Raw genomic sequence first — 24,081 nt, 5'->3', positions numbered from 1 at the left:
TTTCATTTCTACGCGCGCCGCGCCAGCAGCGCGCGCAGCGAGCCGGCTCGCTCGATATGTCCGTAATCGCGGAAACTCCAGACCCCGCCCCAGCCCAAGCCTTGCGCCTGGGCTTCTTCGCCCAGCGCGTTGTAGGCTTGCATCGCCCAGGGATCGCGTTCCGAAATCACCACCTTGCCATTGCGGACCGGCGCCAAATCGGCCGCCAATCCGTACTGATGCTTGCTCTCGCCGCCCTTGGCCTGCGTCACCTTGGCGGAGCCGCCCGCCAAGCGGTTTTGTCTTTCGGCGCTGCGATAACCCTCCAGCAGCACCATCGGGAAGCCTCGCGCCTTCATCCGCGCCATCACCCGCAGCACATCCTGCACAAACGCGGGGTCCATCTTGTTCCAGTCCCGGTCCGCCTTATCCAGCGCCAATTGCGGCATTTGCGCTACAGCGTCGACAAAGGCTTCCGGCGGCAGCGGCGGCGGCGGCACCAGTTTTTCTTCCTGCAGCGTCTGCCGGATCTGCTCGCCATGCGCCAGCTCGTTGGCACGAAATTGCTGGTTCTTGTGGCGATCGGCAAAGTGCAGCGTAATTGCAACAACTACGCTGACCAATGCCAGCGACAACAGCGGCAGCAGCCAAAGCCACGACCGAGCGACCCAGGCCATGGCGCGCGCTATTTTCTCGGTCAAAACGCGAGAAATAGCCCTCCCCTCCCGCGGCATTTCTACGGGTTCGGTAATCATGTTCAAGGGGGTCGCAATCGATGACTGCTCTACTCGGAGCTGGGCTCCGCCAAGGAAATACCGCCAACCTAGCCACAGCAAAAGCAGCACGACGCAGACGACCGCCAGCGGCGCTAAAACCATCATTGGAAATTGATTAAAACGATTGATGAGAATCCAAATAACGCGATATGCTTAATTTGATTCGCTCAGAAGTCAAGTCCCCTATTCAATGTCCGACTGGAAGCAATACTGTAAACACAGGATAATTCCGGATGGATCCATTTAATTCGCATGTGAAATTTTCACACCCGGACGTATGAAAAACAAACTCATCACACGCCAGACAATAATGCTGTCATTTGCGATGGCATTAGTTTTTCTCACAGGTTGCGCTGGGCCGAAAAGCATTGAAATCAATGGCGAAGCCAGCAGCGCGCTCAACAAGGACAAGCACGGAAAGCCTTTATCCGTGGTGGTGCAGCTCTATCAGCTAAAGAGCGACCAGGCATTCAAATTACTCACACCTGACCTTTTGTCCAGTGGCAAGCCTATTCAAGACGTGCTTGGCGCGGATGTGATCGCCAATAAAGAACTGATGTTTGTTCCCGGCGAAAAAAAGGATATAGAGATAGCTATATTGGAAGAGGCAAATTATATCGGCATGATTGGCTATTTCCGCCAGCCTGATTCCCACTACTGGCGCTTGCTATATTCCGCCGGACGCGTGCGCAGCAAAGACCTTAAATTCAAGGTCGGCGATTGCTATTTGCAAGCGATAAAACCCGAAGCCATCGCGCTGCCAGATCAGCCGCAAACCGGGAAAATAGATTGCCGCCCCTCCCGCGATTAATCACATCAGCATTATCCAAAATCATCCGCTAAGGTTTACCCAGCAATGTTTCATGCAAAACGGATATTATGGGGCGAGGGCATGTTCCTTCGCCCGCAGCATTTCCAGCAACAGGCTTTGTTCCAGGAGCAAATCCAGACCGACCTGCTGCAACTGACCCATCGCCACGCCTGGGGCATCCATCGCCTCCGCCTGGACGAAGCGGCTCTCAAGGGCGGCTTGATCCGCGTCGACGAGCTGGCCTTGCTGTTTCGCGACGGCACGTTGTACCAAGCCCCCAGCCAGGGGCCGCTGCCGCTGAGCCGCGATCTGTCCGCGCTGCCGCAGCTGGGCATCCGCACCACGCTGTACGCTTGCCTGGCGCAGTTGCAGCCTTACGGCGGCAATTCCCGCGGCGAAGAAGCCAGCGTGCGCCCCACCCGCTTCCACAGCGACCACTGCGAAACAGCCGATCTCTACACCCAGGCCCTGGCTGCCGATCTGTCGACGCTGCAGCTGGACGTGAAGCTGATGCTGGAAGAAGAAAACCGCGACGGCTATGACGCCGTTCCGCTGTGCCAGCTGGAAAAGGACGCCACCGGCCAATGGACAGTCTCCGACGGCTACCTGCCGCCGCTGCTGGCCATCGAGGGCTCCAGCGAGATGATGCAGATGCTGCGCCGCCTGCTGGACATCCTGCTGGTGAAAAGCCAGGCGTTGGCCGGCGCTCACCGCGAGCGCTCCAAGAGCGTGATGGAGTTCGGCTCGGCGGACATCAGCTCCTTCTGGCTGCTGCACACGGTCAACCGCAACTTCGCCCGCTTGCGCCACCTGTCGCAATGCCAGCCGCTGCATCCGGAAGAGTTGTACATGGCCCTGGCCGAGTTCTGCGGCGAGCTGCAAACCTTCGCCACGCTGTATTCGCTGTCCGATATCCCGGCTTATCGCCACGACAGGCTGCATGAAGTATTCCCGCCGCTGGATCTGCAAATCCGCGAGCTGCTGGAAACCGTGGTGTCCGCCCGCTACAAGGTGATTCCGCTGCATTCGCCGCGCCCGTCCTTCCACATCGGCCGCCTGGAAAGCGACCGTCTGCTGGAGAACGTGGACTTCTACCTGTCGGTGCAAAGCGAGCTGCCGGCCGCGCAAATCATCGAAAGCGTGCCGCTCAAGCTCAAGATCGGCGCTCCCGACGACGTGGAGCGCATCCTCAACTCGGCGATGCGCGGCGTCAGCGTCAACTATGCCGCCCAAACCCCGTCCGCCATCCCGGTACGGGTGGGCAACCACTATTTCGCCCTGGAGCCGCACAGCGAGATTTACAGCCGCATGCTGCAATCGCGCAGCATCTGCATCTATGTGCCGCAAACCCTGGCCAATCTTTCCATTGAACTGATCGCGGTCTTCCGCTAACGACGACATGAGCCAAACTCTGACCCAAGCCGCGGAGCGCGTCATCGACGTGGCCGCCCCCGCCGCCCCTTCCCTGCGCGAGATGCTGGAAGACGGCATCTATCTGCTGTTCCTGCTGAAAGAAGGCAACCCGCCCAGCAGCGCGGTGGAATTCAACCGCCGCGTGGACCAGTTCCTGGGCCAGTTCGAGCGCAACGCCCGCAACTTCGGCAAGGACATCAATGCCGTGGGCCACGCCAAGTACGCCTTCTGCGCGCTGATGGACGAAATCATCCTCTCGTCCGACTTCGCCCTGCGCGATGAGTGGGAGCGGATGCCGCTGCAACTGCGCCTGTTCGGCGAGCATCTGGCCGGCGAAGGCTTCTTCAACCGCCTGGAGCAGCTGCGCGACGCCTCCGCCGCCAATGTGGAGGCGCTGGAAGTGTTCTACACCTGCCTGCTGCTGGGTTTCCAGGGCAAGTACCTGCTGGAAGGCCAGGAGAAGCTGGGCTATCTGGTGCACAAGCTGGGCCAGGAAATCCAGCAGGCGCGCGGCGGCAAGGCCGAGTTCGCGCCCAATTGGCAACTGCCGCAACGCTTCCAGGCCTATGTGCGCCATGAACTGCCGCTGTGGCTGTATTTCGCGCTGCTGGCGGTGGCCGGCGCCGGCATTTTCGTCGCCTTCCGCTGGCTGCTGAGCCGCCAGGTGGCCGCCGCATTCGGACTATGAGCCTGAACCGCCACGCGCAGATCCTGCCCTCGGTGCTGGACCGCCTGCTGGATGACGAGCCGGACCTGAGCCATATCGAATCCATCAGCCTGTTTGAACTTCCCCAGTTCAAGCAGGCCTTGGCGCGCGATATGGAAGCCTTGCTGAACACGCGGCTGATGCCGCTGGACGCGCTGGATCCCTTCCCGCAAGCGCGCGACAGCCTGCTCAGCTTCGGCATCCCGGATCTGTCCGGCATCAGCCTGCTCAATCCGGACGACCGCGAACTGCTGCGCGAACAGCTGCGCCGCTCCATCGAGCTGCACGAACCGCGGTTGTCGCGCGTGCGCGTGAGCCTGGACGCGCCGCGCGAAATGGAACGCCACCTGCGCTTCCGCGTGGACGCGGTGCTGAAAGTGCATCCGCACAAGCCGCCGGTCACTTTCGACGCCACGCTGCAGCTTTCCTCCAACGTATACAAAGTACAGGGCTAAACGCCCCTTGATTAAGCCATGGACCTGAACAGCCTCCTCGCCAGTTTCGCCTCCGCCTTCACCCAGGACCGCCGCCAGCTGAGCCTGTCGCTCGGCGACGGCAGCATCGCCGCCGAACAGCTGCTGCCGCTGACGCTGGACGGCGAGGAAGGCGTGTCCCGGCCCTATCGCTTTGCCCTGAGCTGCCTGTCGCCGGACGGCGCCATCGAACTCAAGACCCTGCTCGGCCAGAGCGCCCGCATCGGCATCGCCGACGCCCAGGGCGGCGAGACGCTGCGCTGCGGCGTGGTCAGCCAGGCCGAGCTGGTGGGCGCCGACGGCGGCTTCGCCAAGTACCGGCTCAGCATCGAACCGCCGTTCGCGCTATTGCGCCACCGCCGCACCTCGCGAGTGTTCCAGGACCTGACGGTGCCGCAAATCGTCCAGCAGATCCTGCAGGAGCATCAGGCCGCCAACCCGGCCTTCGCCCGCGGCCAGGCGCTGGAGCTGCACATCGGCCACGCCGATCCGCGCAGCTACTGTCTGCAATACCGCGAGAGCGACTACGACTTCATCGTCCGCCTGCTGCACGAAGAAGGCTACGCCTGGCGTTTCGAGCATGTGGACGGCGACACGCCCCAGGTTAAGCTGGTGGTGTTCGATGATGTTTACAGCCTGCCGCCGGCCGAGGTGGAACGCGTGCGCTTTCATCGCGCCGACGCCACCGAAGATGAAGACGGCCTGACCCACTGGCAAAGCCGTCGCCAGATCGTCCCCGGCAATGTGGCGCTGGCCACCTTCGACTACCAGCCGGTCTCCACCCAGCACGGGGCGGACCAGAGCCGCATCGAACAAGGCAAAGACGGCGCGGCGCTGCAATCCAGCCTGCAGGACTATGACCCGCAAGGCCTGTACTACGCCGGCGATGGCGAACAGCTGAGCCGCTACGCCCAGCTGCGCCAGCAGGCGCATGATCTGCAAGCCAAGCAATTCGAAGGCGGCGGCGCCATCCGCGGCCTGGCCGCCGGCCAATGGTTCCGCCTGGACGACCATCCGGCGCACGAAACCGACAGCCCCGAGAACCGCGAATTCGTGGTCACCGGCCAGACGCTGCAAGCGCGCAACAACCTGCCGCAAGATCTGGCCAAACAACTGAGCCTGGCCGCGCCGGGCCTGCTGGCGGCGGGACTCGCCACTGACGCCGTTTTGAAAGAGAACGGCGCCAGTCAGAACAGTTTCCTCCCCTCTCCCCTCGCGGGAGAGGGGCAGGGGGAGAGGGGGAGCCCCTTCACCACCCGCATCCAGGCGCAGCGCCGCGGCATCCCGCTGACCCCGGCCTACGCCGGCACGGATCGCGCCAAACCCACCAGCCTGGGCGTGCAATCCGCCACCGTGGTCGGCCCGGCCAGCCCGACAGACCAGACCGCCGACGAGATCTACACCGATGCCCAAGGCCGCATCAAGGTGCAATTCCACTGGCAACGGCCGGACGAGCATCCGAGCATAGGCGCCGGTCTGGACGACAAATCGTCGTGCTGGCTGCGCGTGGCCATGCCGAGCGCCGGCGCCGGTTTCGGCCACCAGTTCATCCCGCGCATCGGCCAGGAAGTGCTGGTCGACTTCATCGAAGGCGACATCGACCGCCCAGTGATCACCGGCGTGCTGTACAACGGCAGCCACGCCACGCCGGACTTCAGCGGCGCAGGCGCGCTGCCGGCCAACAAGACCCTGTCCGGCATCAAATCCAAGGAACACCAGGGCGGTGGCTACAACGAGCTGCTGTTCGACGATACCCCCGGCGAAGTGCGCGCCAAGCTCAGCAGCGAACCGGGCAAGACCCAGCTGAACCAGGGCTTCCTGACCCACCCGCGCAGCAACGGCAAAGCCCAGCCGCGCGGCGACGGTTTCGAACTGCGCACCGACAGCCACGGCGCCATCCGCGCCGCGCACGGCCTGCTGCTGTCCACCGAAGCGCAAAACGGCGCCGGCGGCAAACAGCTGGCGCGCGAGCACGCCCAGAGCCAGCTTGATTCCGCCCTCAGCCTCAGCCAGGCGCTGGCGGAAACCGCCACCGGGCAGCTGGCCGACACCATGGAAACCGGCCCCGAAGAAATCGGCCCGGACAACGCCAAAGCGGCCAAGAAAGCCGACGGCCACCTGCATCACCACGCCGACGCCCTCAAAGCCTGGGAAGCCGGATCGAACACCGACAAAGACGGCAAAACGGCCAAGGACCAAGCCGGCCAACAGCCCTTGCTGATCCTGTCCGGCCCGGCGGGCATCGCCAGCCTGACCGAACAAAGCCAGACCGTTTCCGCCGGCCAGAACCTGAACCTGGTCGCCCAGCGCGACGCCAATCACACCACCGGCCGGCGCTGGATCCACAACGTGGGCCAGCACATCAGCCTGTTTGTGGCCGGGGTGAAAGACAAGGTGGCGCTGAAGCTGATCGCCGCCAAAGGCAAAGTGCAAGTGCAGGCGCAGAGCGACGCCATGGAGCTGACAGCGGATAAAGAGCTGACCATCACTTCGGTCAAGGGCAAGGTGCAGATCGCCGCCAGCCAAGAAGTGCTGCTGACCAGTGGCGGCGGCTACATCCGCATCGCCGGCGGCAATATCGAAGTGCACTGCCCCAGCGAGGTTAGCGTCAAGGGCGCCAGCCATGCACTGAGCGGCCCAGCCTCACTCGACACCCCGATGCCAGCCATGCCAAATGATGAAGGCTCTTGGGTAAAAGTCACATCGCACTATGAAGATCGCTGGAATACACCGCTCCCCCTCGATGACATGAAAATAAAGTCATCTGGCAAAACCCTAAGCAATGCCCTGAGCATAGACAACCGGAAGAGTAATTAACATGGCTGACAAAACCACCAAGGTTAACTTGCATAAAGACGGCAATGTTACGATTTCAGGTAATTCTAGAGTCACAGAAAAAGAAATAGAAGAAACCCGAAATGCCATCATTCGTGATCTTGATGCCACTTACCATCGTGTTGTAAAAAAAATGGAACCATTTCAGCAAGCCTGGGCTAGTGGTCCTAAGCTAGCGTTGGCGGAGGCTGTTTATGATGGAGCCAAAGCTGGCGTCTCAGGTTGGGGAGAAGATTTTGCAGACTTTTTTAAAGCAGAAACATGGCAAAACATGGGGCATGGGGTAAAAAATGCTGCCGGCGACACTTGGGATCTTTTGTCGAGCAATGCCATAAAAACAGGGAAATCAATAAAAGAAAGTATCAACGGTGCAATAAAAGATAGTGATCAGCTACTAAACTGGTCTTGGTACAATCACAAATATGCTGACATGCAAAATGCAATTGATGCCCAAGTAAATGCTGTCATTGCCAATGCAAAATCAACTGTCAAAACAACTGAAAAAGATATAGAAAAAGCAAAAAAAATCTATAAATATCGTCAAGAAATATTAGCCTTGCCTGGCGCCATTGCAGCAGGAAACCCAGAGCCTGTTCAGAAGTTTGTTGAAACCTCGCTGATGGATATTGATCCAGAATTAGCAAAATCAATTCGCTACAGCCCTGAATTCCATCAAGCAATTGCGCTACTACAAGATAAAGATGCAGGACCAGCATATATAACCTATGCGATGCTTTGCTATGAAGCGATACCACCTAATTTTTATGCTTACCTTGCCACACGTGGCGGTTCCTATTTAGCCATAGACTTGATAACTACTTTGATCTTGGCTTTTTTCACAGCAGGTGCTGCACTAGAGGCCAGAATAAGTCTGCTAATCGCTCGCATAGCGGCAAGTAGTCAAAAGGTTAGCAAGGTGATCAAAACCATTGAGCATGCCCAAGCCGCATTCGACGCTATTATTAGTATGATTCAAGATTTCTTTAATATAGGAAAACGGCTACGTGAGTACACCAAGAAAGTGATTGCGAGCCGAAATAGAAGTGTGGTGGCCAAAGGTGGCAGTAAAACAGAAATCGCAATCAAGCACAAAATACATACTCGCGATAAAAAATGTCAATGCTGTGGCTCAAGCACGCACAACACTCCCCATCACAGCAAAGGCATTGTTGTTTACCAGTAAAATAGAGTAAAAGAAATGACAAACAAATCAGCCAGAGACTCAAAATATAGAAAGCTAATACTTCGCCATGTGGCCCTGAAAAAAGAGCATCCAATTCATTCTGGAATTGCAATGCAGGCTCATCACTTAATCTCTGCCAGTGGGGTTAAAATAAGCATGACGGGAAACTGGCTCGAAAAGATGGGATACAATATAAATCTTTTGCCAAACTTAGCACTAATACCAAGCACACTACAAGGCGCTTGTCATTTAGGTGTTCAGCCTCACAAGAGCGGGCATACCATTGCCTCTGAAATGGAAGAGACTGACGATGATGATATGCATCCCAAGGACTATCATGCATTGGTTGCAAGAGAGTTACGAGTACTCAAAGCTGAAATACAATCACTTTGTTTCGGAAACGATCAAGATGCTCTAAATAAGCTTAATGAAAAAATGAATCACTTGAGTGAGAAAATATTACATAAAATCCAAACAACCCCACACCTTATGAGACTCAGTGCGGTCGCAGATTACTATCTGCCTGGATTAGCCGGATGTGGCGGGGTGGATAACATTCCAAAACGCGAAAAGGGTGAAGTCGTTCAATATACGGAGAAGCATATTTGCACCGTGCATCGCAACCATTATATGGCGCAAGGAAAAGGACAAGCCAAAGAAAATATCACCTATAAAAAGCCTCTACTTGCCTACAAATTACAGGTTGGAAATTAAAATGAAAAACTACAACGACGAATACTATTTTATTACATTCAAAGAATCTGACCAGCGCCCAATACTAGGTCCAGATGAGGATACAGATGCTCTAAGATTTGAAACTCAAGATGTGACTAGCGGATTTAGGCGCCCCCTATTCTTTATTAACTCTGCAGCCTTGGTATACGAAAAAGCAAAATTCCACCACACACCTTCTGATATTTTATTTTGTGGATCTGATGTAATTATAGAGAGTAAAATTTACGAAAAATTAGTCGAAACTGCAATTCCAAATTTAATTTTACAACCGTGTGTCTATGTTGATGAGAAGGAAATTTGGCACGAAAATTACTGGTACATGACATTCACTGAAAAATTTGACTGCTGGGATCGAGCTAAGTCACGGTACGATCCAGACCCCATTGAGCTAAATGGGAAAAATTTTTACTCAATAACACATTACCAATTGGATGAAGATTTTTTACAAAAAATTGAACTAAAAAATAGGCTTCTTTTCAGAATGGATGCCGACTTGTCTGGCCACATTGTCGTGCACAAATCTATTGCACCCTTTTTTCGGACAAACAACATAAAAGATGCCGAACTAGTCCCTATAAAAGACTATGGCGTGAATTTTTTCCATTAAAACTACCTTGATAAAAACTGCCACCCGAAATTCCATCAATCACCAACATGACTAACTGCGATGACGAATATTCTTTCATCACATTCAAATCAACTGAAGGACGTCCTACATTGGCACCTGACGAAGATACAGATCTATTAAACTTCGACACGGAAAATGTAACAAGCGATTTCAGAAGGCCACTTTTCTTCATAAACACCTCCGCCAAAGTTTACAAGAACGCGAAGTTTAATCCAATCCCTCCAGACATAATATTTTACGGCTCTAACTTTATTGTATCCGGCCACATTTATCAAAAGCTAGCAGAATTAAATATTCCAAATCTAATTTTACAACCTACAATCTATATAGACTCATACGAGAATTGGCATGAAGATTACTGGTATTTAACATTCACATCCGAGTATGACTGCTGGAGCAGAGGCAAATCGGAATACGACCCAGATCCTATGAATTTAAATGGCAAAGACTATTTCTCCATCTACAACTATCAACTAGATGAAGACATATTAATAAATACAAATCTAAACGATAGATTACTTTTCAAGATGGGTGGTGATTTATCAGGCCATATAGTTGTACACAAGTCCATTGTTTCAATCTTTAGGACAAACAATATGGATGGCGCCGTCCTTGTACCAATCGCAGATTACGGAGTAAGCTTCTATCATTGATTTAAACTTGTAGACAGACAAATGCACCAATAATGATAAGGGCCAGCAGGTCGAAGAAACCGACCCGCTCGGCCACAAGACCAAGTACGCGTACAACGAGCAAGGTCTGCCGGTGGCCATCACCGACGCCAAGGGCGGCGCCAAGCAGATCGCCTACCGTCCGGACGGCCTGCTGGAGAGCTATACCGACTGCTCCGGCAGCGCCACCCAGTGGCAGTACGACGAGCGCAGCCGTCCGCTGCTAATCGTCGACGCCATGGGCAATGCCACCCGCTACCAATACGCCGCCAATGGCACGCTGCAAGCCATCGTCCAGCCAGACGGCCAAGCCACCCAGCTGGAACATGACGCCGAAGCCCGCCTGCTGAAGATCACCGACCCGCTAGGCCGCGGCACCCACTACGAGTATGACAAAGCCGGCCGGCTGCAAAAGCGCACCGACGCCAACGGCCACAGCCTGGGCTACCAATACGACAAGCTGGGCCGCCTCACCGCCCTGCGCAACGAGAATCATCGTTACTACCGCTTCGACTACGACGACGGCGGCCGCCTGACTGCCGAAACCGGCTTCGACGGCAGCGCCACCCGCTTTGTCTACGACAACGCCGGCAGATTGGCTCAACAGTTGGAAGGCGATGTCACCACCGACTACCGCTACGACCGCGCCGGCCGCCTGGTCGAGCGCAGCGCGCCGAACAGCAAGGAAAGCTTCAGCTACGACCCGGCCGGCCGCCTGTTCCAAGCCAAGAACCGCTACGCCAATCTGCGCTGGGTATACGATGCAGTCGGCAACGTTACTGAAGAACACCACGGTTACCACGTCGCCCGCGTCAAGGAAACCTATCGCTGGCAGCACGAATACGACAAGCTGGGCAATCGCATCGCCACCATCCGCCCGGACGGCCATCGCGTGGACGTGCTCAACTACGGCAGCGGCCACGTGCACGGCCTGCTGTTCGGCCAGCGCGATATCTTCAACCTGGAGCGCGACAAGCTGCACCGCGAAACCCAGCGCGTGCTGGGCAACACGCTGCAACAGACCCTGGCTTACGACAAGGCCGGCCGCTTATCCAGCCAGCGGCTGGCGGGCGCCACGCAATGGAGCCGCCAGTACCAATACGACGCCGCCGGCCAGCTGACCGGCATCGCCGACAGCCGCAGCGGCACGCTCAACTACCGTTACGACCCGGTAGGCCGCCTGCTGGAAGCCTCCACCCCCAAGGGAATCGAAAGCTTCAACTTCGACCCCGCCGGCAACCTGCTGGACAATGCCCCGGCCGCCGATGACCATCAGGAAAACAGCCTGATGGGCAACCTGCTCAGCCAATACGCCGGCCGCCACTACCGCTACGACAGCCGCGGCAATCTGGTGGAAAAGCGCGTAAACGGCAGCCTTACCAAGCTGGAATGGGACAGCCACAACCGCCTCTCCCGCCTCACCGCGCCGGACGGACAACGCACCGACTACCATTACGACCCGCTAGGCCGCCGCATCGCCAAGATCAGCCAAGGCCAGGCCACGCTGTACGGCTGGGACGGCGACGTGCTGGCCTTCGAAACCCGCGACGAGGACGCGGTGCACTACTTGTTCGAACCGGACAGCTTCGTGCCGCTGGCCCAAGTGCATACCGAAGCCATTCGCGGCGTCAAAGTACCCGCCTGGAGCCAGCACAACCCCTACGATCCGGACAAGGACCCGCTGCGCCAGGCCGGCCCGGAGCCGCAAGCGCCGAAGGCGGTGTACTACTACCACACCGACCACTTGGGCACCCCGCAAGCGCTGACCGACGAGCAAGGTGCGCTGGCGCTGGAAATGGACTACAAAGCCTGGGGTGAAGCGCGCGAAGTCATCGCCGACGCCGCCAACAAAGCCGGCATCCGCAACCCCTTCCGCTTCCAGGGACAGTATCATGACGACGAGTCTGGACTGCACTACAACCGCCATCGCTACTATGATCCGGAGATCGGGCGGTTTATTTCTCGGGATCCGATTGGGTTGATGGGTGGGCTTAATATTCATGTTTACGCACCAAATCCCATTGATTGGCTTGATCCATTAGGCCTGAGTAGTACGGTACTGAATAAAGATCTTGGAGGAAGCGTTGGTGACAATTTACAAGCTCACCATGTAATTCCAGAAGAGGTGTGGGGAAAGAAAAAATCATTCCTCGATGCCATTGGCTACCAGGGGCAGCGTGACAAATCTGCGAATGGCGTATTAGTTCCTGACAGCCAAAAAACTGCTCAAGCAATGGGTAAAAAAGTATATCACTGTGGAAGCCATGCAAACTACTCTCAACTAGTTGAAGAAAAAATTTCAAGAATACAAAACAGGTATGAATCAGGGGCAATCACTAGTGCGGAGGCAAAAAACCAAATTTCATCCCTGCAGATTAGTTTGAGGAAAAAGATTAATAATGGCCGCATATCAACCAAAGCATCATGTGGCAGATTAAAATAAGGAATTTTATGTATTACATCCTAGACAGAAAAGATGGCTTAGGCCGCCCTCCGTTCATCAATGCGATGATGCATGAGAGTTTTATCGAAAAAGGGGCCGATGTCCCAATGGAGTATGACTGGAACTTTGCTCCACCACCAGAAAAAACAAAACCTTTGCCGAATAGCTTGTGGCTAATATCAAAAGACAAAAAATATAACTTTGACTTCGCCACCACATTCAATGGACACATTGTATCCGAAGAATTTCTATCATTAATGAACACCTTCGATATTTCGAGATGGGAAAAGTCTGAACTTAATGTCGTAGACCAAAAAGGTAAAAGTATCACTGAAAAGAAATATTATTTTATAAGAGAGAGCAGATCCTTTTGGGAAAAAGACATTATAAATCTAGAAAAATCAAAAATTGACACAAGAAAAAATGGCGAGATAAAAAAAATCTGGTCTCTATCAATAAAAAACTGCGACCTACCAGATATTTTTCACTCAACAGAAGTCGCTCTAACTGGTTTTGTTTTTTTTAGCGAAAGGTTTTATCAATCAGCTTGCGATTTTAAATGGGGCGGCTTTGAATTTATTTCCTCTGAATATATTGGGAATGCACGATTTGCTTAGCCTAACAAAAAGAGTCAGTTAATACATGATGATTAATTTAATGCGATGATAAAACAGAAAATAGTCGATCATTTGATAATAACTAGGTACAACTAGGTTAACGTTTTTTATTACCATAATTCAGTAATCCAAACTTTCAGAAAACCCACGATTGGCCTCTTTAAGTCCAGCACTGCGATTTAGCGAAGTCGGGTACTTCCGGTGCGTGTAAAATAATGCCAAATAAAGGAAGTTCGCAAGGTTTACTTGTAAGCCTCTGAGCAACTACGCGATTAGACAAGACATTTTGGAGTGTGCTTGAACGGCTAACATAGCTGCAGTTAGGTGGAAACCATTCCATATTACTTCAACCGACAGTGAGAGGGTGATAGCTTGGCGATTTTATAACAAGTGGCTGAGCTGTAATTTCGTGCTGCCATATCGAACCAAATCAGTACAACAGGACATCTGCACAGATTACCTATGGCATGAATCTGCGAGTGAAATTTAGAGCGATTTCAATATAAATATTTACAAAACCATGCAGTAAAAAAATGTAAATCAAGCTAACCAAAGACAATTTTACCATGGGGAAACTAAATTTTTTTATGAAGAAAAATAGCAATTTCAAAAATACACTTCCAATATGAAAAATATTAGTAGAACTATCCGACTCTTAAGATACATACGAAGAAACTATCTCCAAGGCATACCTGTCAACCATATCAGACTTCATAAATGAGTCCAGCGTATGGATATCATAATGTATTGACATTCTTAAAAAATAGTTGTAAAGGGGATGAATTTCGACTAATGAAAGTTTATGTACTATCTGAACAGAATGATAACGCCCCGATATTTGGATTGTTATTTCGTGCGAATGGCGATATTGAGCACGGTCGCGGATTAAAAATAAATGGCAGCAATCTAGAAATAATAGAATATGGACTTGGAGAGGTTCCCTTTTTCTAGTCCTTACTGCATATAAGCATCACCACTAATAGTCAACAGAAAAGAAAACATGTTCAATAAAATAGCCCTTTCTCTCTCCACCGCTCTGATACTTACTCAACCAGCCTTCGCTAAGCCCAAGTCTCTGGATGACAAGCTGTTGGATGCCACCATCGCTTACGCAGACAAGCCTTCTGCCAAAAAAATGCAAGTGATTGATAAATTGCTTGCTCAAGGCGCAAAACCGCACTATGCCTTCCCTATGAATGAGGATGGGCCGGAAATTGCCACCCCCTTGGGACTGGCTATTTATATCAATGACCCAACGCTAGCGCACAAGTTATTGGAAGCCAAACCAAATTTGGCTTTGCCTATTTCGGTATCCTGGAATATGGCGCCACTGATGTATGCAATGATTCCGACCGAAATGACAGCAAAACAGCGTGAAGCACGCCATACCATCATCAAGGACTTGCTAGCCCATGGAGCCAATCCCAATGTCAAATCAGAGGATGGCAATACCCCCTTGATGATAGCGGGCGGTGTCGTACAGACTCAGCAACCCAATCTTGAGCACTTCAACGAGCTATTAAAATACGGCGCCAACGTCAACGCGCGTAATGACTACGGTGATGGTCCGCTCACTTCCATGGGAGCCAGTAACCTGGCCATCATCAAGTTGATGCTGTCCTCGAAAGCTAACGTAAAGAAACCGAATAATTACGGACAGAATGCCATGCACTTTGTCTGCACACGCTATTTTAAAACGGTAGCCAATGCGCCGGACAAAGACGCGGCAGAGCGTATCCACTTGCTGAAAAGCGTCGGCCTAAATATAAACGGCATGCCTACGCAACAAGGTGTCAGTGCACTGGGCAACCCTTTATATATGGCACTGCATGAGAAAAACCCAGACTGCGTGCGCGAACTGCTCAAGCAGGGGGCATCACCCGATATGCCCGCGGCATTCGATACACATGGCAAAACGCTTACCCTGAGGCAATGGTTGAAAACGGAAGGAAAAGGCTTTCTGGGCGAACAGAAAGTACCAGCCGATCTGCGTAAGCAGCTTCTGTAAGATTTGAAGCCTGGCGTGGCTCCACATCCGGAGTGCCGCTCCAGGCTCAGTAAGAATCAATTCGATCATTTCGAATAGTGCCAACCCGCCTATACTCAGGGTTGGCAATGCTCTCTCATCAGAGCTTTCCTACAAAGCCTGGGGCGAAGTGCGCGAAGTCATCGCCGACGCCGCCTAAAAATCCGGCATCCACAACCGCTTCCAAGGGCAGTATCATGACGACGAGTCCGGGCCACACTACAACCGCCATCTCATCGCCGTAGCTTGGAGGAAACTAGCTCGAGGACACTCATTCGACATGAATAGTTATGATGAAGAATATTATTTCATTTGTTACAAAAGCGCAGAGGACAGGCCTGTGCTTGCAGCGCAAGAAAATACGGCCACGCTAACCGACATCTCAAAAATAGATTCCAACAAGAAAATATCGATGAGATTTTTCAATGGCACAGCAAATGAAACCAATAAGTCACTCTTCAAAAAAACACCACCAGACATTCTATTTTATGGCTCAGATATTGTTGTTAAAGGCAATACTCATGAAGAAATTAAAGCATTAGATATTCCAAATTTAGTTACACACCCTGCAATATACATTGATCAAAACGATGCCAAACATGGAGATTATTGGTTTTTAAATTTTACCAAAAAATTTGACTGCTGGGACCGCGACAGATCATTTTATGCTCCAGATCCTTTAACCGGCTTTGGTGATATTCGGCATGAAGTGATTAACTACCATCTAAACAGCAAGATATTGGAGAAGACAAAAATAGATGATCGCAGGCTTTTCAAAATGGGAGCATCCACAGAGGGATGGATTGTTGCCCACAAGAGCATTGCTAACCTTTTCAAAATATCCGGTGTTGAATTAGTGCTTATAAGAGATTTTGGCACAAGCTTTTTCCCATAAAACCCTGTGGCATATAAATTAAATATATCGCCCCAACTTTACACAGTTGCTTCATTACAGAAATTTCCATAATGCAGGAAGCCATTCATTTATGGCTAAAAACCTTTATATGCAAGAAACACCACAAAAATAGAATCTCGTTGAAACCAAGGAAATTGCAAAAATGGGAATGATACTGTGTGATAAGCATCTCTGGTCCGGGACCGAAAACCTAACCCCTCAGGCATACTCCATTTTCAAGAAAGAAATAGAAGGAGAGATATTTGAAACCAGCATCATATGGGATGAGATTGAGTTCCCTTTTTTTGCCGGAAAAATGAAATTTTAAGTTCAATCATCTTTGAAAATACATCCATTACCATTGAGGATGAAGAGCAGATAAACTTCATTCTAGAAAAGCTCAAGCCAGTTTGTAGCACGTGCCTATGTCGCTCGCCATTCATGAGCCTGCATAATGATAATAAGATGTAACCCCAAAGCAATCATCCGAGACGGGACAGCTAAGAGTCCTTGCCCCTAAGCGGCGAGGGTTTGGGTAAGCTTCTGAATAGCACTAAATTCCAAATATCTTGATCATCATCTTCTCAGCGCGGCTGCATTCGTATGAGAATGGCTCATCCACAAAACGCGCGCAGGTCCATGCTTGGGCTGCTGCGCCACGATGAGCCTACATCGCCATGAAAATAAGACTTCGCCTCACCGCCCTGCTCTGCCTGGCCGCGCCAGCCGCCTTTGCCGCCAAACCGCTGATTTTCTGCGCGGAAACCTCGCCTGAGGGCTTTGATCCGGCGATGTGGGACAGCGCCTCCACTTACAATGCCACTCGCCCCATCTTCCAGGGCCTGACCGAGTTCGAGCGCGGCAGCGTGAAATTGAAGCCGGCGCTGGCGGAGAGCTGGAGCCTTTCGCCGGATGGTTTGGAATATACCTTCAAGCTCCGGCGCGGCGTTCGCTTTCATCAGACCGCCTATTTCCACCCCAGCCGCGACTTCAATGCCGATGACGCGGTGTTCACCATTCAGCGCTGGATCACGCCGCAGCTGCCGTTCAACCAGGCCTTCAAGACTCCGTTGGCGGGGCCGGATGGCTATGGCCTGTCCAAGCTGATCGCTTCGGTCGGCAAGGTGGATGAGCGGACCATGAAGATCCGGCTGACCGAGCGCAATGCCACTTTTCTCAGCTTCTTCGCCATGGGCTTTGCCGGCATGCAGTCTGCCGAATACGCCGATCAATTGCTCAAAGCCGGCAAGCCGCAGCTGATCAACCAGCAGCCCATAGGCACCGGACCCTATCGTTTCAAGAGCTATGCCAAGGACGCGGTGATCCGCTATGAGGCCAATCCGCAGTATTGGCGCCATCCGCAAAAAACGCAGAGCCTGATTTACGCCATCGCCGCCGATCCCCAGGTGCGCATCCAGAAGCTGAAGGCCAATGAATGCCAGATCGCCGCGGCGGTGCGCGAGGATGATCTGGACGCGCTGCGCGCGGACAAGAACCTGCGCGTCGTCTCCACCGGCGCCAGCAATATCTCCTACCTGGCTTATAACCTGAAACGGCCGCAATTCGCCAAGCGCGAGGTGCGGGTGGCGCTGGATATCGCCATCAACCGCGACGCGCTGTTCAAGGCGCTGTTTCCCAAGGGCGGCGCCACCCAGGCGATCAACCCCTACCCGCCCACCACCTGGAGCTGGAACAGCAAGACGCGCAATGAATACAACCCGGCCAAGGCCAAAGCCTTGCTGGCGCAGGCCGGCTACCCCAAGGGCTTCAATGTGACGCTATGGGCCTTGCCGGTGCAACGCCCCACCAATCCCAACGGCAAGCTGATGGCGCAGATGATCCAGCAGGATTGGGCCAAGATAGGCGTGAAAGCCACCATCCAGAGCTATGAATGGGGCGAGTACCTGAAGCGCGCCGCCAGCGGCGAGCACGATGTGTATATGTCGGGAGTGACCAGCACCTCGGGCGATCCGGATGACTTTCTATGGAACAGCTTGTCCTGCTCGGTGAGCAAGGGCGGGCAACGCTTCTGCAATGCCGAGTTCGACCATCTGCTGGAGTTGGGACGGCAGACCAGCGAGCAAAAGCAGCGCGCGGCCTATTACCTGAAGGCGCAGGAAATCTTCAAGCGCGAACGGCCCTGGATCACCATCGCCCATTCGCGCATCGATATTCCGGTGCGGCGCGATGTGCGGGGCTTTGCGATGAACCCGAACGGCTCTTTTGATTTCGAGGACGTATGGCGGCCGTGAGACCATGAAAAAAGGCATCCCTAAGGATGCCTTTTGCTTGCGCCTTGACGCGGTCAATACTGGCTGGAGGCCATCATGACGCGCTGTCCGCCGGCTGCCGGGCTCTTGCCGTCCACCGCCATCATCACCGACAAGGCGGTGATGGTGATGATGGAGAAGAAGAACACCTGGCGCGCCCAGGCGCGGTCATCGACTTCGCGCTTGTAGCCGGTCAGCGCCATCTTCAGCCACCACAGGCTGGTGGCGCAAGCCACCGCCAGATAGCCGTAGCCGGCATAGCCGCCGAACGCCAGCATCACCGTCGCCGCGGCGAAAGCCAGGATGTAGAGCACGATCTGCTGCTTGGCCGCGGAAATGCCCTTCACCACCGGCAACACCGGAATGCCCGCCGCTTCGTAGTCCTTGAAGCGGAAGATGGCGATGGCGTAAGAGTGCGGCATCTGCCACAAGCTGAACATCAGCAGCAGGATGGCCGCGCCCATATCGAAGCGGCCGGTGACGGCGCAGTAGCCGGCCACCGGCGGCACGGCGCCGGACAGGCTGCCCACCACGGTGCCGTATACCGAATTGCGCTTCATATACAGGCTGTACACGCCGACATAGATCACAAAGCCGAACAGCACGCAGCCGGTGGCCAGCGGGTTGGTGCCGAACCACAGCAGGGCGAAGCCCGCCAGGCCCAGCACCACGCCATGCGCCAGCGCCGCCTTGGTGCTCATCGCGCCGGTGACCAGCACCCGTTTCTGGGTGCGGGCCATCTTGGCGTCGATGTCCTGGTCGATGCAGTTGTTGATCGCGCAGCCGGAAGCCACCACCAGCGACAAGCCGATGACGGTGGCCGCGAGCAGCCACCAGTCAACCGAGCCCTGCGCCGCCAGCAGGAAACCGCCGGCGGCCGAGATCAGGTTGCCGAAGATGATGCCCGGCTTGGTGACCTGAAGATAACGCTTGAACTTCAATTCAGCCTTCCTCAGCGCATCATCAGCGCGTCGGCGGTGTAGATGATCCAGATCGACAGACCCACCAGCAACACGATCACCATGCCGGTGAACAGGAAGGAGAAGCTGTTGAGCTTGCCTTCCTTGCTGAAGTCCAGGTGCAGGAAATACTTCAAGTGCACCAAGATCTGCACCACCGCCAATGCGAAGATGCCGATGAAGGTAGCCTGCTTGGTGAAGGCGCCGCCCATCACCATCCAGAACGGAATGGCGGTGAGGATCACCGACAGCACAAAGCCGATCACATAGCTTTTCACGCTGCCGTGGCTAGCATGCTCATGCGCGTGGCTCATCACATGGCTCCTTTCAGGTAGACGACGGTGAATACGCAGATCCACACGATGTCGAGGAAGTGCCAGAACAGCGACAGGCAGTTCAGGCGAGTCATGGCGCGGCTGGTCAGGCCAGTCTTCACCACTTCAGCCATCATCACGCCCATCCAGATCAGGCCGGCGGTCACGTGCAGGCCGTGCAGGCCCACCAGGCCGAAGAAGGCCGACAGGAAGGCGCTCTTCTGCGGGCCGTGGCCCTCGGCGATCAGGTGGTGGAATTCATTGATTTCCAGGCCGATGAACGCCGCGCCGAACAAGAAGGTGACAGCCAGCCAGCCGAGAACGGCCGACTTGTTGCCCTTTTGACCCGCGATCATCGCGAAGCCATAGGTGATGGACGACAGCAGCAGCGCCGCGGTTTCCACCAGCACGTACGGCAGTTCGAAGATTTCCTTGCCGGAAACGCCTTCGGCCACGTTGCGGAACAGCACTGCATAGGCCGCGAACGCGGTCGCGAACAAAATGCAGTCGGTCATCAGATAGAACCAGAAGCCCAGGACAGTCTGCGAACTGCTGTCGTGGTGCTCGTGATCCTCATGCGCGTCATGCGCATCTTTTACAATTGTCGTCATGTCGAATCCAGCCTGTTACGCGGTCGTGGTCGGACGAGCGGCCTTTTTCGGCTTGCTCTGATCGCGCTCGGTGTAGTTGTCCACATCGATGCCCAGCTTTTCGAAGCGGGCGCGCTCGATCGCTTCCACTTCATCCGGCTGCACGTAGTAGTCCAGGTTGTTGTCGTAGGCGCGGGCCAGCATGCTGCCGATGATGCCTACCAGGCCAACGATGGCCAGCCACCAGATGTGCCAGATCATCGCGAAACCGAACACGGTGGAGAACAGACCGATGAATACGCCAGCCGAGGTGTTGCGCGGCATGTGGATGGGTTCGTAGGACTTCGGCACTGCGTAAGCCACGCCCTTTTCCTTCATGTCGGTGAAGGCGTCGATGTCGTGCACGTGCGGCAGCTTGGCGAAGTTGTAGAACGGGGCCGGGGAAGAAGTGGACCATTCCAGGGTATGGCCATTCCACGGATCGCCGGTTTCGTCCTTCAGCTCATTGCGCTTGATCACGCTCACCACGATCTGCAGCAGCTGGCAGCCGATGCCGGCGGCGATCAGCAGCGCGCCGAACAGGGCCAGGTACAGCCACGGTTCAAATTCCGGGTTGTTGGTGTAGTTCAGGCGACGGGTCATGCCCATGAAGCCCAGCACGTACAGCGGCATGAAGGCGAACATGAAGCCGATCTGCCAGAACCAGAACGCAGCCTTGCCCAGCTTGGGCTCCAGCTTGAAGCCGAACACTTTCGGGAACCAGAAGGTGAAGCCGGCCAGATAGCCGAACACGGCGCCGCCGATGATGGTGTTGTGGAAGTGGGCGATCAGGAACAGGCTGTTGTGCAGCACGTAGTCAGCGCCCGGCACGGCCAGCAGCACGCCGGTCATGCCGCCGATCGAGAAGGTCACCATGAAGCCCAGGGTCCACAGGATCGGGGTTTCAAAGCGCAGGCGGCCCTTGTAGATGGTGAACAGCCAGTTGAACAGCTTCACGCCGGTCGGGATCGAGATGATCATCGTCGCGATGCCGAAGAAGGCGTTCACGTTGGCGCCGGAGCCCATCGTGAAGAAGTGGTGCAGCCAAACCATGAATCCCAGCACCGAGATGGCGCCGCTGGCGTAGATCATGGACTTGTGGCCGAACAGGCGCTTGCCGGCGAAAGTGGACACCACTTCCGAGAAAATGCCGAAGGCCGGCAGAACCAGAATGTAAACCTCGGGGTGGCCCCAGGCCCAGAACAGGTTCAGGTACATCATGGCGTTGCCGCCCGCTTCCGCGGTGAAGAAGTGGAAGTCGAGGTAGCGGTCCAGCGTCAGCATAGCCAGCGCGCCGGTCAGAATCGGGAAGGAGGTCGCGATCAGCACGTTGGCCCAGGTGCAGGTCCAGGTGAAGATCGGCATTTCCATCAGCTTCATGCCAGGCGCGCGCATCTTGATCACGGTCACCAGGAAGTTGATGGCCGTCAGCGTCGTGCCCAGGCCTGATAGCTGCAAGGCCCAGATATAGTAATCCACCCCCACGTCGGGACTGAAGCCCAGCTCAGCCAGCGGCGGATAAGCCACCCAGCCGGTGCGGGCGAAGTTGCCCACGCCCAGCGACAGGTTGACCAGGATCACCGCGGACACCAGCAGCCAGAAGCTCAGCGAGTTCAGGAAGGGGAAGGCCACGTCGCGCGCGCCGATTTGCAGCGGCACCACGATGTTCATCAGGCCGGTCATGAACGGCATCGCCATGAAGATGATCATGATCACGCCGTGGGCGGTGAAGATCTGATCGTAGTGTTCAGGCGGGAAAATGCCGTGCCCGCCGCCGGTGGCGACAGCCAATTGGGTACGCATCATCAGCGCGTCGGCGAAGCCGCGCAGCAGCATGATCATGGCGACGATGATGTACATCACGCCGATTTTCTTGTGATCGACCGAGGTCAGCCACTCTTTCCAGAGATAGCCCCACTTGCCGAACTTGGTGATGAGCGCGAACAGCATCAGCCCCATCAGGCCGGCGCCTCCCAGCGCCCCCATAATGATGGGCTCATGGTACGGGATCGCGTCCAGAGTCAGTTTACCTAACCACATTAATCGTTACTCCTTGACGACCGGCGGGGTGATCGCGGCGCACAGTTCTTTGGTCATCTTGGCCAGCTTGATCGCGTCGTCGCTCTCAGCCAGCGACGGACGGCCCGCCATGTACTTATGCAGCACGGCTTCGAACAGATACGGCGTGGTGGCGGAATAGTAAGCCACCGGGTTCTTCTCGCTCGGCTTCAACAGCTGCAGATAGTTGCCGGCATCCAGCTTCTGGCTGGAGGCCTTCACCTTGGCGACCCAGGCGTTGAACTCTTCCGGGGTCTTGGTGGCGATGGCGTTGAACTTCATGCCGGAGAAACCGGCGCCGCTGTAGTTGGACGAGAAACCCTTGTAGGTGCCCGGCTCATTGGCCAGCAGATGCAATTGGGTCTGCATGCCCGCCATGGCGTAGATCTGGCCGCCCAGCTGCGGAATGAAGAAGGAGTTCATCGCGGCGTCGGAGGTGATCTTGAAGCTCACCGGCGTGCCGGCCGGGAAGGCCAGTTCGTTGACGGAGGCGATCTGCTGCTCAGGGTAGATGAACAACCACTTCCAGTTCAGCGCGACCACTTGCACCTGGATGGGCTTCTGCGCCGATTCCAGCGGACGATAGGGGTCCAGCTCGTGGGTGGTCTTCCAGGTCAGCGTGGCCAGGAAGGCAATGATGACGCAAGGAATCAGCCAAACCACCAGCTCGATCTTGGTCGAATGCGACCATTTCGGCTCGTAGGCGGCGTCCTTGTTGCTAGCCCGGTACTTCCAGGCAAACATCAGGGTCATCACGATTACCGGGATGACCACCAGCAGCATCAGCGCGGTTGCCGTGATGATCAGGGACTTTTGTCCGGCGGCCACGGGGCCCTTGGGGTCAAGGATACCGCCTTGACATCCCGAGAGCAGCGCGACGAGCGGAGCCAGTCCCCACAACAGGCGGGAGGGTCTATGGTTTCTCATCTTACGACTTTACAGGTTAAAAATCTTTCTTCGCGACGATGCGCAACAGGCGTTGCGAGCCATGCTCCAACGCCAGCGAAATGTTCGGCAGACGGGCTTTGCGGCGCCGCCAGGCAAAACAACAGACTTTTAGGGCTCGCGGGTTCCGCGAATGACCGGCGCGCATCCGTTTCCACGGCGGACCCGCTCCGGGGAAGCGATTCCACAATCGCTTCCGATCGATGACGTGACGGCTGAAAACACAAGTCCGAGTGAAGCGCCGGGACCCGACGCGGAGAGACAAGCATTCGGCAAGCACAAACATCTGCTCCGCCCCCTGCCCTGCTGCGGCAAAACGCCGCAGGACACGAGTCGAGCGGGCGTATTAGAAACATTTTTGCCTGATATTTCAAGAGTCTTGACCATGATCAAGACTGGCGAATGGCAAATTATGCATTTCGCCTGATGAAGATCAACGTAAGGCTGGGATAAAAACAGTAGCCCGCACAAGGGCTTGGGACATTGTCATGAAGAAACTACAAATATCTGCGATGTTGCAAATCGTTACATTCAAAACAACAAAAAATAACTTGATCTCACGAGCACAAACAGCCTCCGCCACAGGACCATCCAAAGCTGCAGACTCGGTCTTCGCCCGAAACATTTATGCACTAACAATACACAGTCAGCTCGAAGCCGGAGCAGGGATACCTACTCATCATATTGCCAACCAGGCCGCCAACAAATGTTAACA

Annotated in this window: 22 protein-coding genes and 1 pseudogene; 17 read left to right on the top strand and 6 right to left on the bottom strand. The window is 54.8% G+C overall.

The window, feature by feature from the left end:
- Positions 1 to 8 precede the first annotated feature (8 nt).
- Positions 9 to 656, bottom strand: a complete 648-nt coding sequence (locus NKT35_RS11115) for a M15 family metallopeptidase (RefSeq protein ID WP_254301166.1) — start codon at positions 654 to 656, stop codon at positions 9 to 11.
- 376 nt (positions 657 to 1,032) lie between these two features.
- Between NKT35_RS11115 and tssJ the strand changes: the two genes are divergently transcribed.
- The 15 genes and pseudogenes from tssJ (at position 1,033) to NKT35_RS11045 (ending at position 18,443) form a co-directional block, all read left to right on the top strand.
- The gene (tssJ, locus tag NKT35_RS11110; RefSeq protein ID WP_254301164.1) at positions 1,033 to 1,566 is read left to right on the top strand and encodes a type VI secretion system lipoprotein TssJ; all 534 of its coding nucleotides are present in this window, start codon (positions 1,033 to 1,035) and stop codon (positions 1,564 to 1,566) included.
- Between the two features lie 45 nt (positions 1,567 to 1,611).
- Complete coding sequence (gene tssK / locus NKT35_RS11105; protein WP_371926483.1) at positions 1,612 to 2,958, top strand: type VI secretion system baseplate subunit TssK; 1,347 nt, start codon at positions 1,612 to 1,614, stop codon at positions 2,956 to 2,958.
- 7 nt (positions 2,959 to 2,965) lie between these two features.
- Positions 2,966 to 3,667, top strand: a complete 702-nt coding sequence (gene icmH, locus NKT35_RS11100; RefSeq protein ID WP_254301160.1) for a type IVB secretion system protein IcmH/DotU — start codon at positions 2,966 to 2,968, stop codon at positions 3,665 to 3,667.
- A complete protein-coding gene (tssE, locus tag NKT35_RS11095; protein WP_254301158.1) occupies positions 3,664 to 4,140 on the top strand; it encodes a type VI secretion system baseplate subunit TssE in 477 nt (158 codons plus the stop codon). Before icmH ends, tssE begins: the two co-directional genes overlap by 4 nt.
- 18 nt (positions 4,141 to 4,158) lie before the next feature.
- Positions 4,159 to 6,975, top strand: coding sequence for a type VI secretion system Vgr family protein (locus NKT35_RS11090; protein WP_254301156.1), 2,817 nt, complete (start codon positions 4,159 to 4,161; stop codon positions 6,973 to 6,975).
- 1 nt (position 6,976) lies between these two features.
- Positions 6,977 to 8,176: a hypothetical protein gene (locus NKT35_RS11085; RefSeq protein ID WP_254301155.1), complete on the top strand. Its 1,200-nt coding sequence runs from the start codon at positions 6,977 to 6,979 to the stop codon at positions 8,174 to 8,176.
- Between the two features lie 15 nt (positions 8,177 to 8,191).
- The gene (locus NKT35_RS11080; RefSeq protein ID WP_254301154.1) at positions 8,192 to 8,890 is read left to right on the top strand and encodes an AHH domain-containing protein; all 699 of its coding nucleotides are present in this window, start codon (positions 8,192 to 8,194) and stop codon (positions 8,888 to 8,890) included.
- Position 8,891: 1 nt separating this feature from the next.
- Positions 8,892 to 9,518 carry a hypothetical protein gene (locus NKT35_RS11075; protein WP_254301152.1) on the top strand — a complete coding sequence of 209 codons (627 nt, stop codon included), beginning with the start codon at positions 8,892 to 8,894 and terminating at the stop codon, positions 9,516 to 9,518.
- 110 nt (positions 9,519 to 9,628) lie between these two features.
- A complete protein-coding gene (locus tag NKT35_RS11070) occupies positions 9,629 to 10,192 on the top strand; it encodes a hypothetical protein (RefSeq protein ID WP_254301150.1) in 564 nt (187 codons plus the stop codon).
- 40 nt (positions 10,193 to 10,232) lie between these two features.
- A pseudogene (locus tag NKT35_RS24305) lies at positions 10,233 to 10,979 on the top strand (hypothetical protein); the annotation flags it as partial.
- Positions 10,980 to 11,102: 123 nt separating this feature from the next.
- Positions 11,103 to 12,653 carry an AHH domain-containing protein gene (locus NKT35_RS24160; protein ID WP_505190941.1) on the top strand — a complete coding sequence of 517 codons (1,551 nt, stop codon included), beginning with the start codon at positions 11,103 to 11,105 and terminating at the stop codon, positions 12,651 to 12,653.
- On the top strand, positions 12,635 to 13,270 hold the full coding sequence (locus NKT35_RS11060) for an Imm43 family immunity protein (protein ID WP_254301147.1): 636 nt from the start codon (positions 12,635 to 12,637) through the stop codon (positions 13,268 to 13,270). Before NKT35_RS24160 ends, NKT35_RS11060 begins: the two co-directional genes overlap by 19 nt.
- A gap of 1,000 nt (positions 13,271 to 14,270) precedes the next feature.
- Entirely contained in the window at positions 14,271 to 15,278 is a 1,008-nt protein-coding gene (locus NKT35_RS11055) for an ankyrin repeat domain-containing protein (RefSeq protein ID WP_254301145.1), read from the top strand.
- 298 nt (positions 15,279 to 15,576) lie between these two features.
- On the top strand, positions 15,577 to 16,191 hold the full coding sequence (locus NKT35_RS11050) for a hypothetical protein (RefSeq protein ID WP_254301144.1): 615 nt from the start codon (positions 15,577 to 15,579) through the stop codon (positions 16,189 to 16,191).
- 677 nt (positions 16,192 to 16,868) lie between these two features.
- Positions 16,869 to 18,443, top strand: a complete 1,575-nt coding sequence (locus tag NKT35_RS11045; protein WP_254301142.1) for an ABC transporter substrate-binding protein — start codon at positions 16,869 to 16,871, stop codon at positions 18,441 to 18,443.
- A gap of 53 nt (positions 18,444 to 18,496) precedes the next feature.
- Here the strand turns inward: NKT35_RS11045 and cyoE are convergent, their stop codons facing one another.
- Genes cyoE through cyoA form a run of 5 tightly spaced genes read right to left on the bottom strand, consistent with a single transcriptional unit; the run spans position 18,497 to position 23,348 of the window.
- Entirely contained in the window at positions 18,497 to 19,402 is a 906-nt protein-coding gene (gene cyoE / locus NKT35_RS11040; protein WP_254301140.1) for a heme o synthase, read from the bottom strand.
- 11 nt (positions 19,403 to 19,413) lie between these two features.
- A complete protein-coding gene (gene cyoD, locus NKT35_RS11035) occupies positions 19,414 to 19,734 on the bottom strand; it encodes a cytochrome o ubiquinol oxidase subunit IV (protein WP_254301138.1) in 321 nt (106 codons plus the stop codon).
- A complete protein-coding gene (gene cyoC, locus NKT35_RS11030; protein WP_254301137.1) occupies positions 19,734 to 20,345 on the bottom strand; it encodes a cytochrome o ubiquinol oxidase subunit III in 612 nt (203 codons plus the stop codon). The genes cyoD and cyoC overlap by 1 nt, the downstream gene beginning before the upstream one ends.
- Positions 20,346 to 20,360: 15 nt before the next feature.
- Positions 20,361 to 22,403, bottom strand: coding sequence for a cytochrome o ubiquinol oxidase subunit I (gene cyoB / locus NKT35_RS11025; RefSeq protein ID WP_254301136.1), 2,043 nt, complete (start codon positions 22,401 to 22,403; stop codon positions 20,361 to 20,363).
- Positions 22,404 to 22,409: 6 nt separating this feature from the next.
- Positions 22,410 to 23,348 carry a ubiquinol oxidase subunit II gene (gene cyoA / locus NKT35_RS11020; protein ID WP_254301134.1) on the bottom strand — a complete coding sequence of 313 codons (939 nt, stop codon included), beginning with the start codon at positions 23,346 to 23,348 and terminating at the stop codon, positions 22,410 to 22,412.
- Between the two features lie 151 nt (positions 23,349 to 23,499).
- Here cyoA and NKT35_RS11015 point away from each other — a divergent pair, with 151 nt between their 5' ends.
- Positions 23,500 to 23,793 carry a hypothetical protein gene (locus NKT35_RS11015; protein WP_254301133.1) on the top strand — a complete coding sequence of 98 codons (294 nt, stop codon included), beginning with the start codon at positions 23,500 to 23,502 and terminating at the stop codon, positions 23,791 to 23,793.
- A gap of 61 nt (positions 23,794 to 23,854) precedes the next feature.
- Positions 23,855 to 24,079, top strand: coding sequence for a hypothetical protein (locus NKT35_RS11010; RefSeq protein ID WP_254301131.1), 225 nt, complete (start codon positions 23,855 to 23,857; stop codon positions 24,077 to 24,079).
- The last annotated feature ends 2 nt before the right edge of the window (positions 24,080 to 24,081 follow it).

The sequence above is a fragment of the Chromobacterium sp. IIBBL 290-4 genome, from assembly GCF_024207115.1.
GTDB lineage: Bacteria > Pseudomonadota > Gammaproteobacteria > Burkholderiales > Chromobacteriaceae > Chromobacterium.
This window is presented reverse-complemented; position numbering and strand designations above follow the sequence as displayed.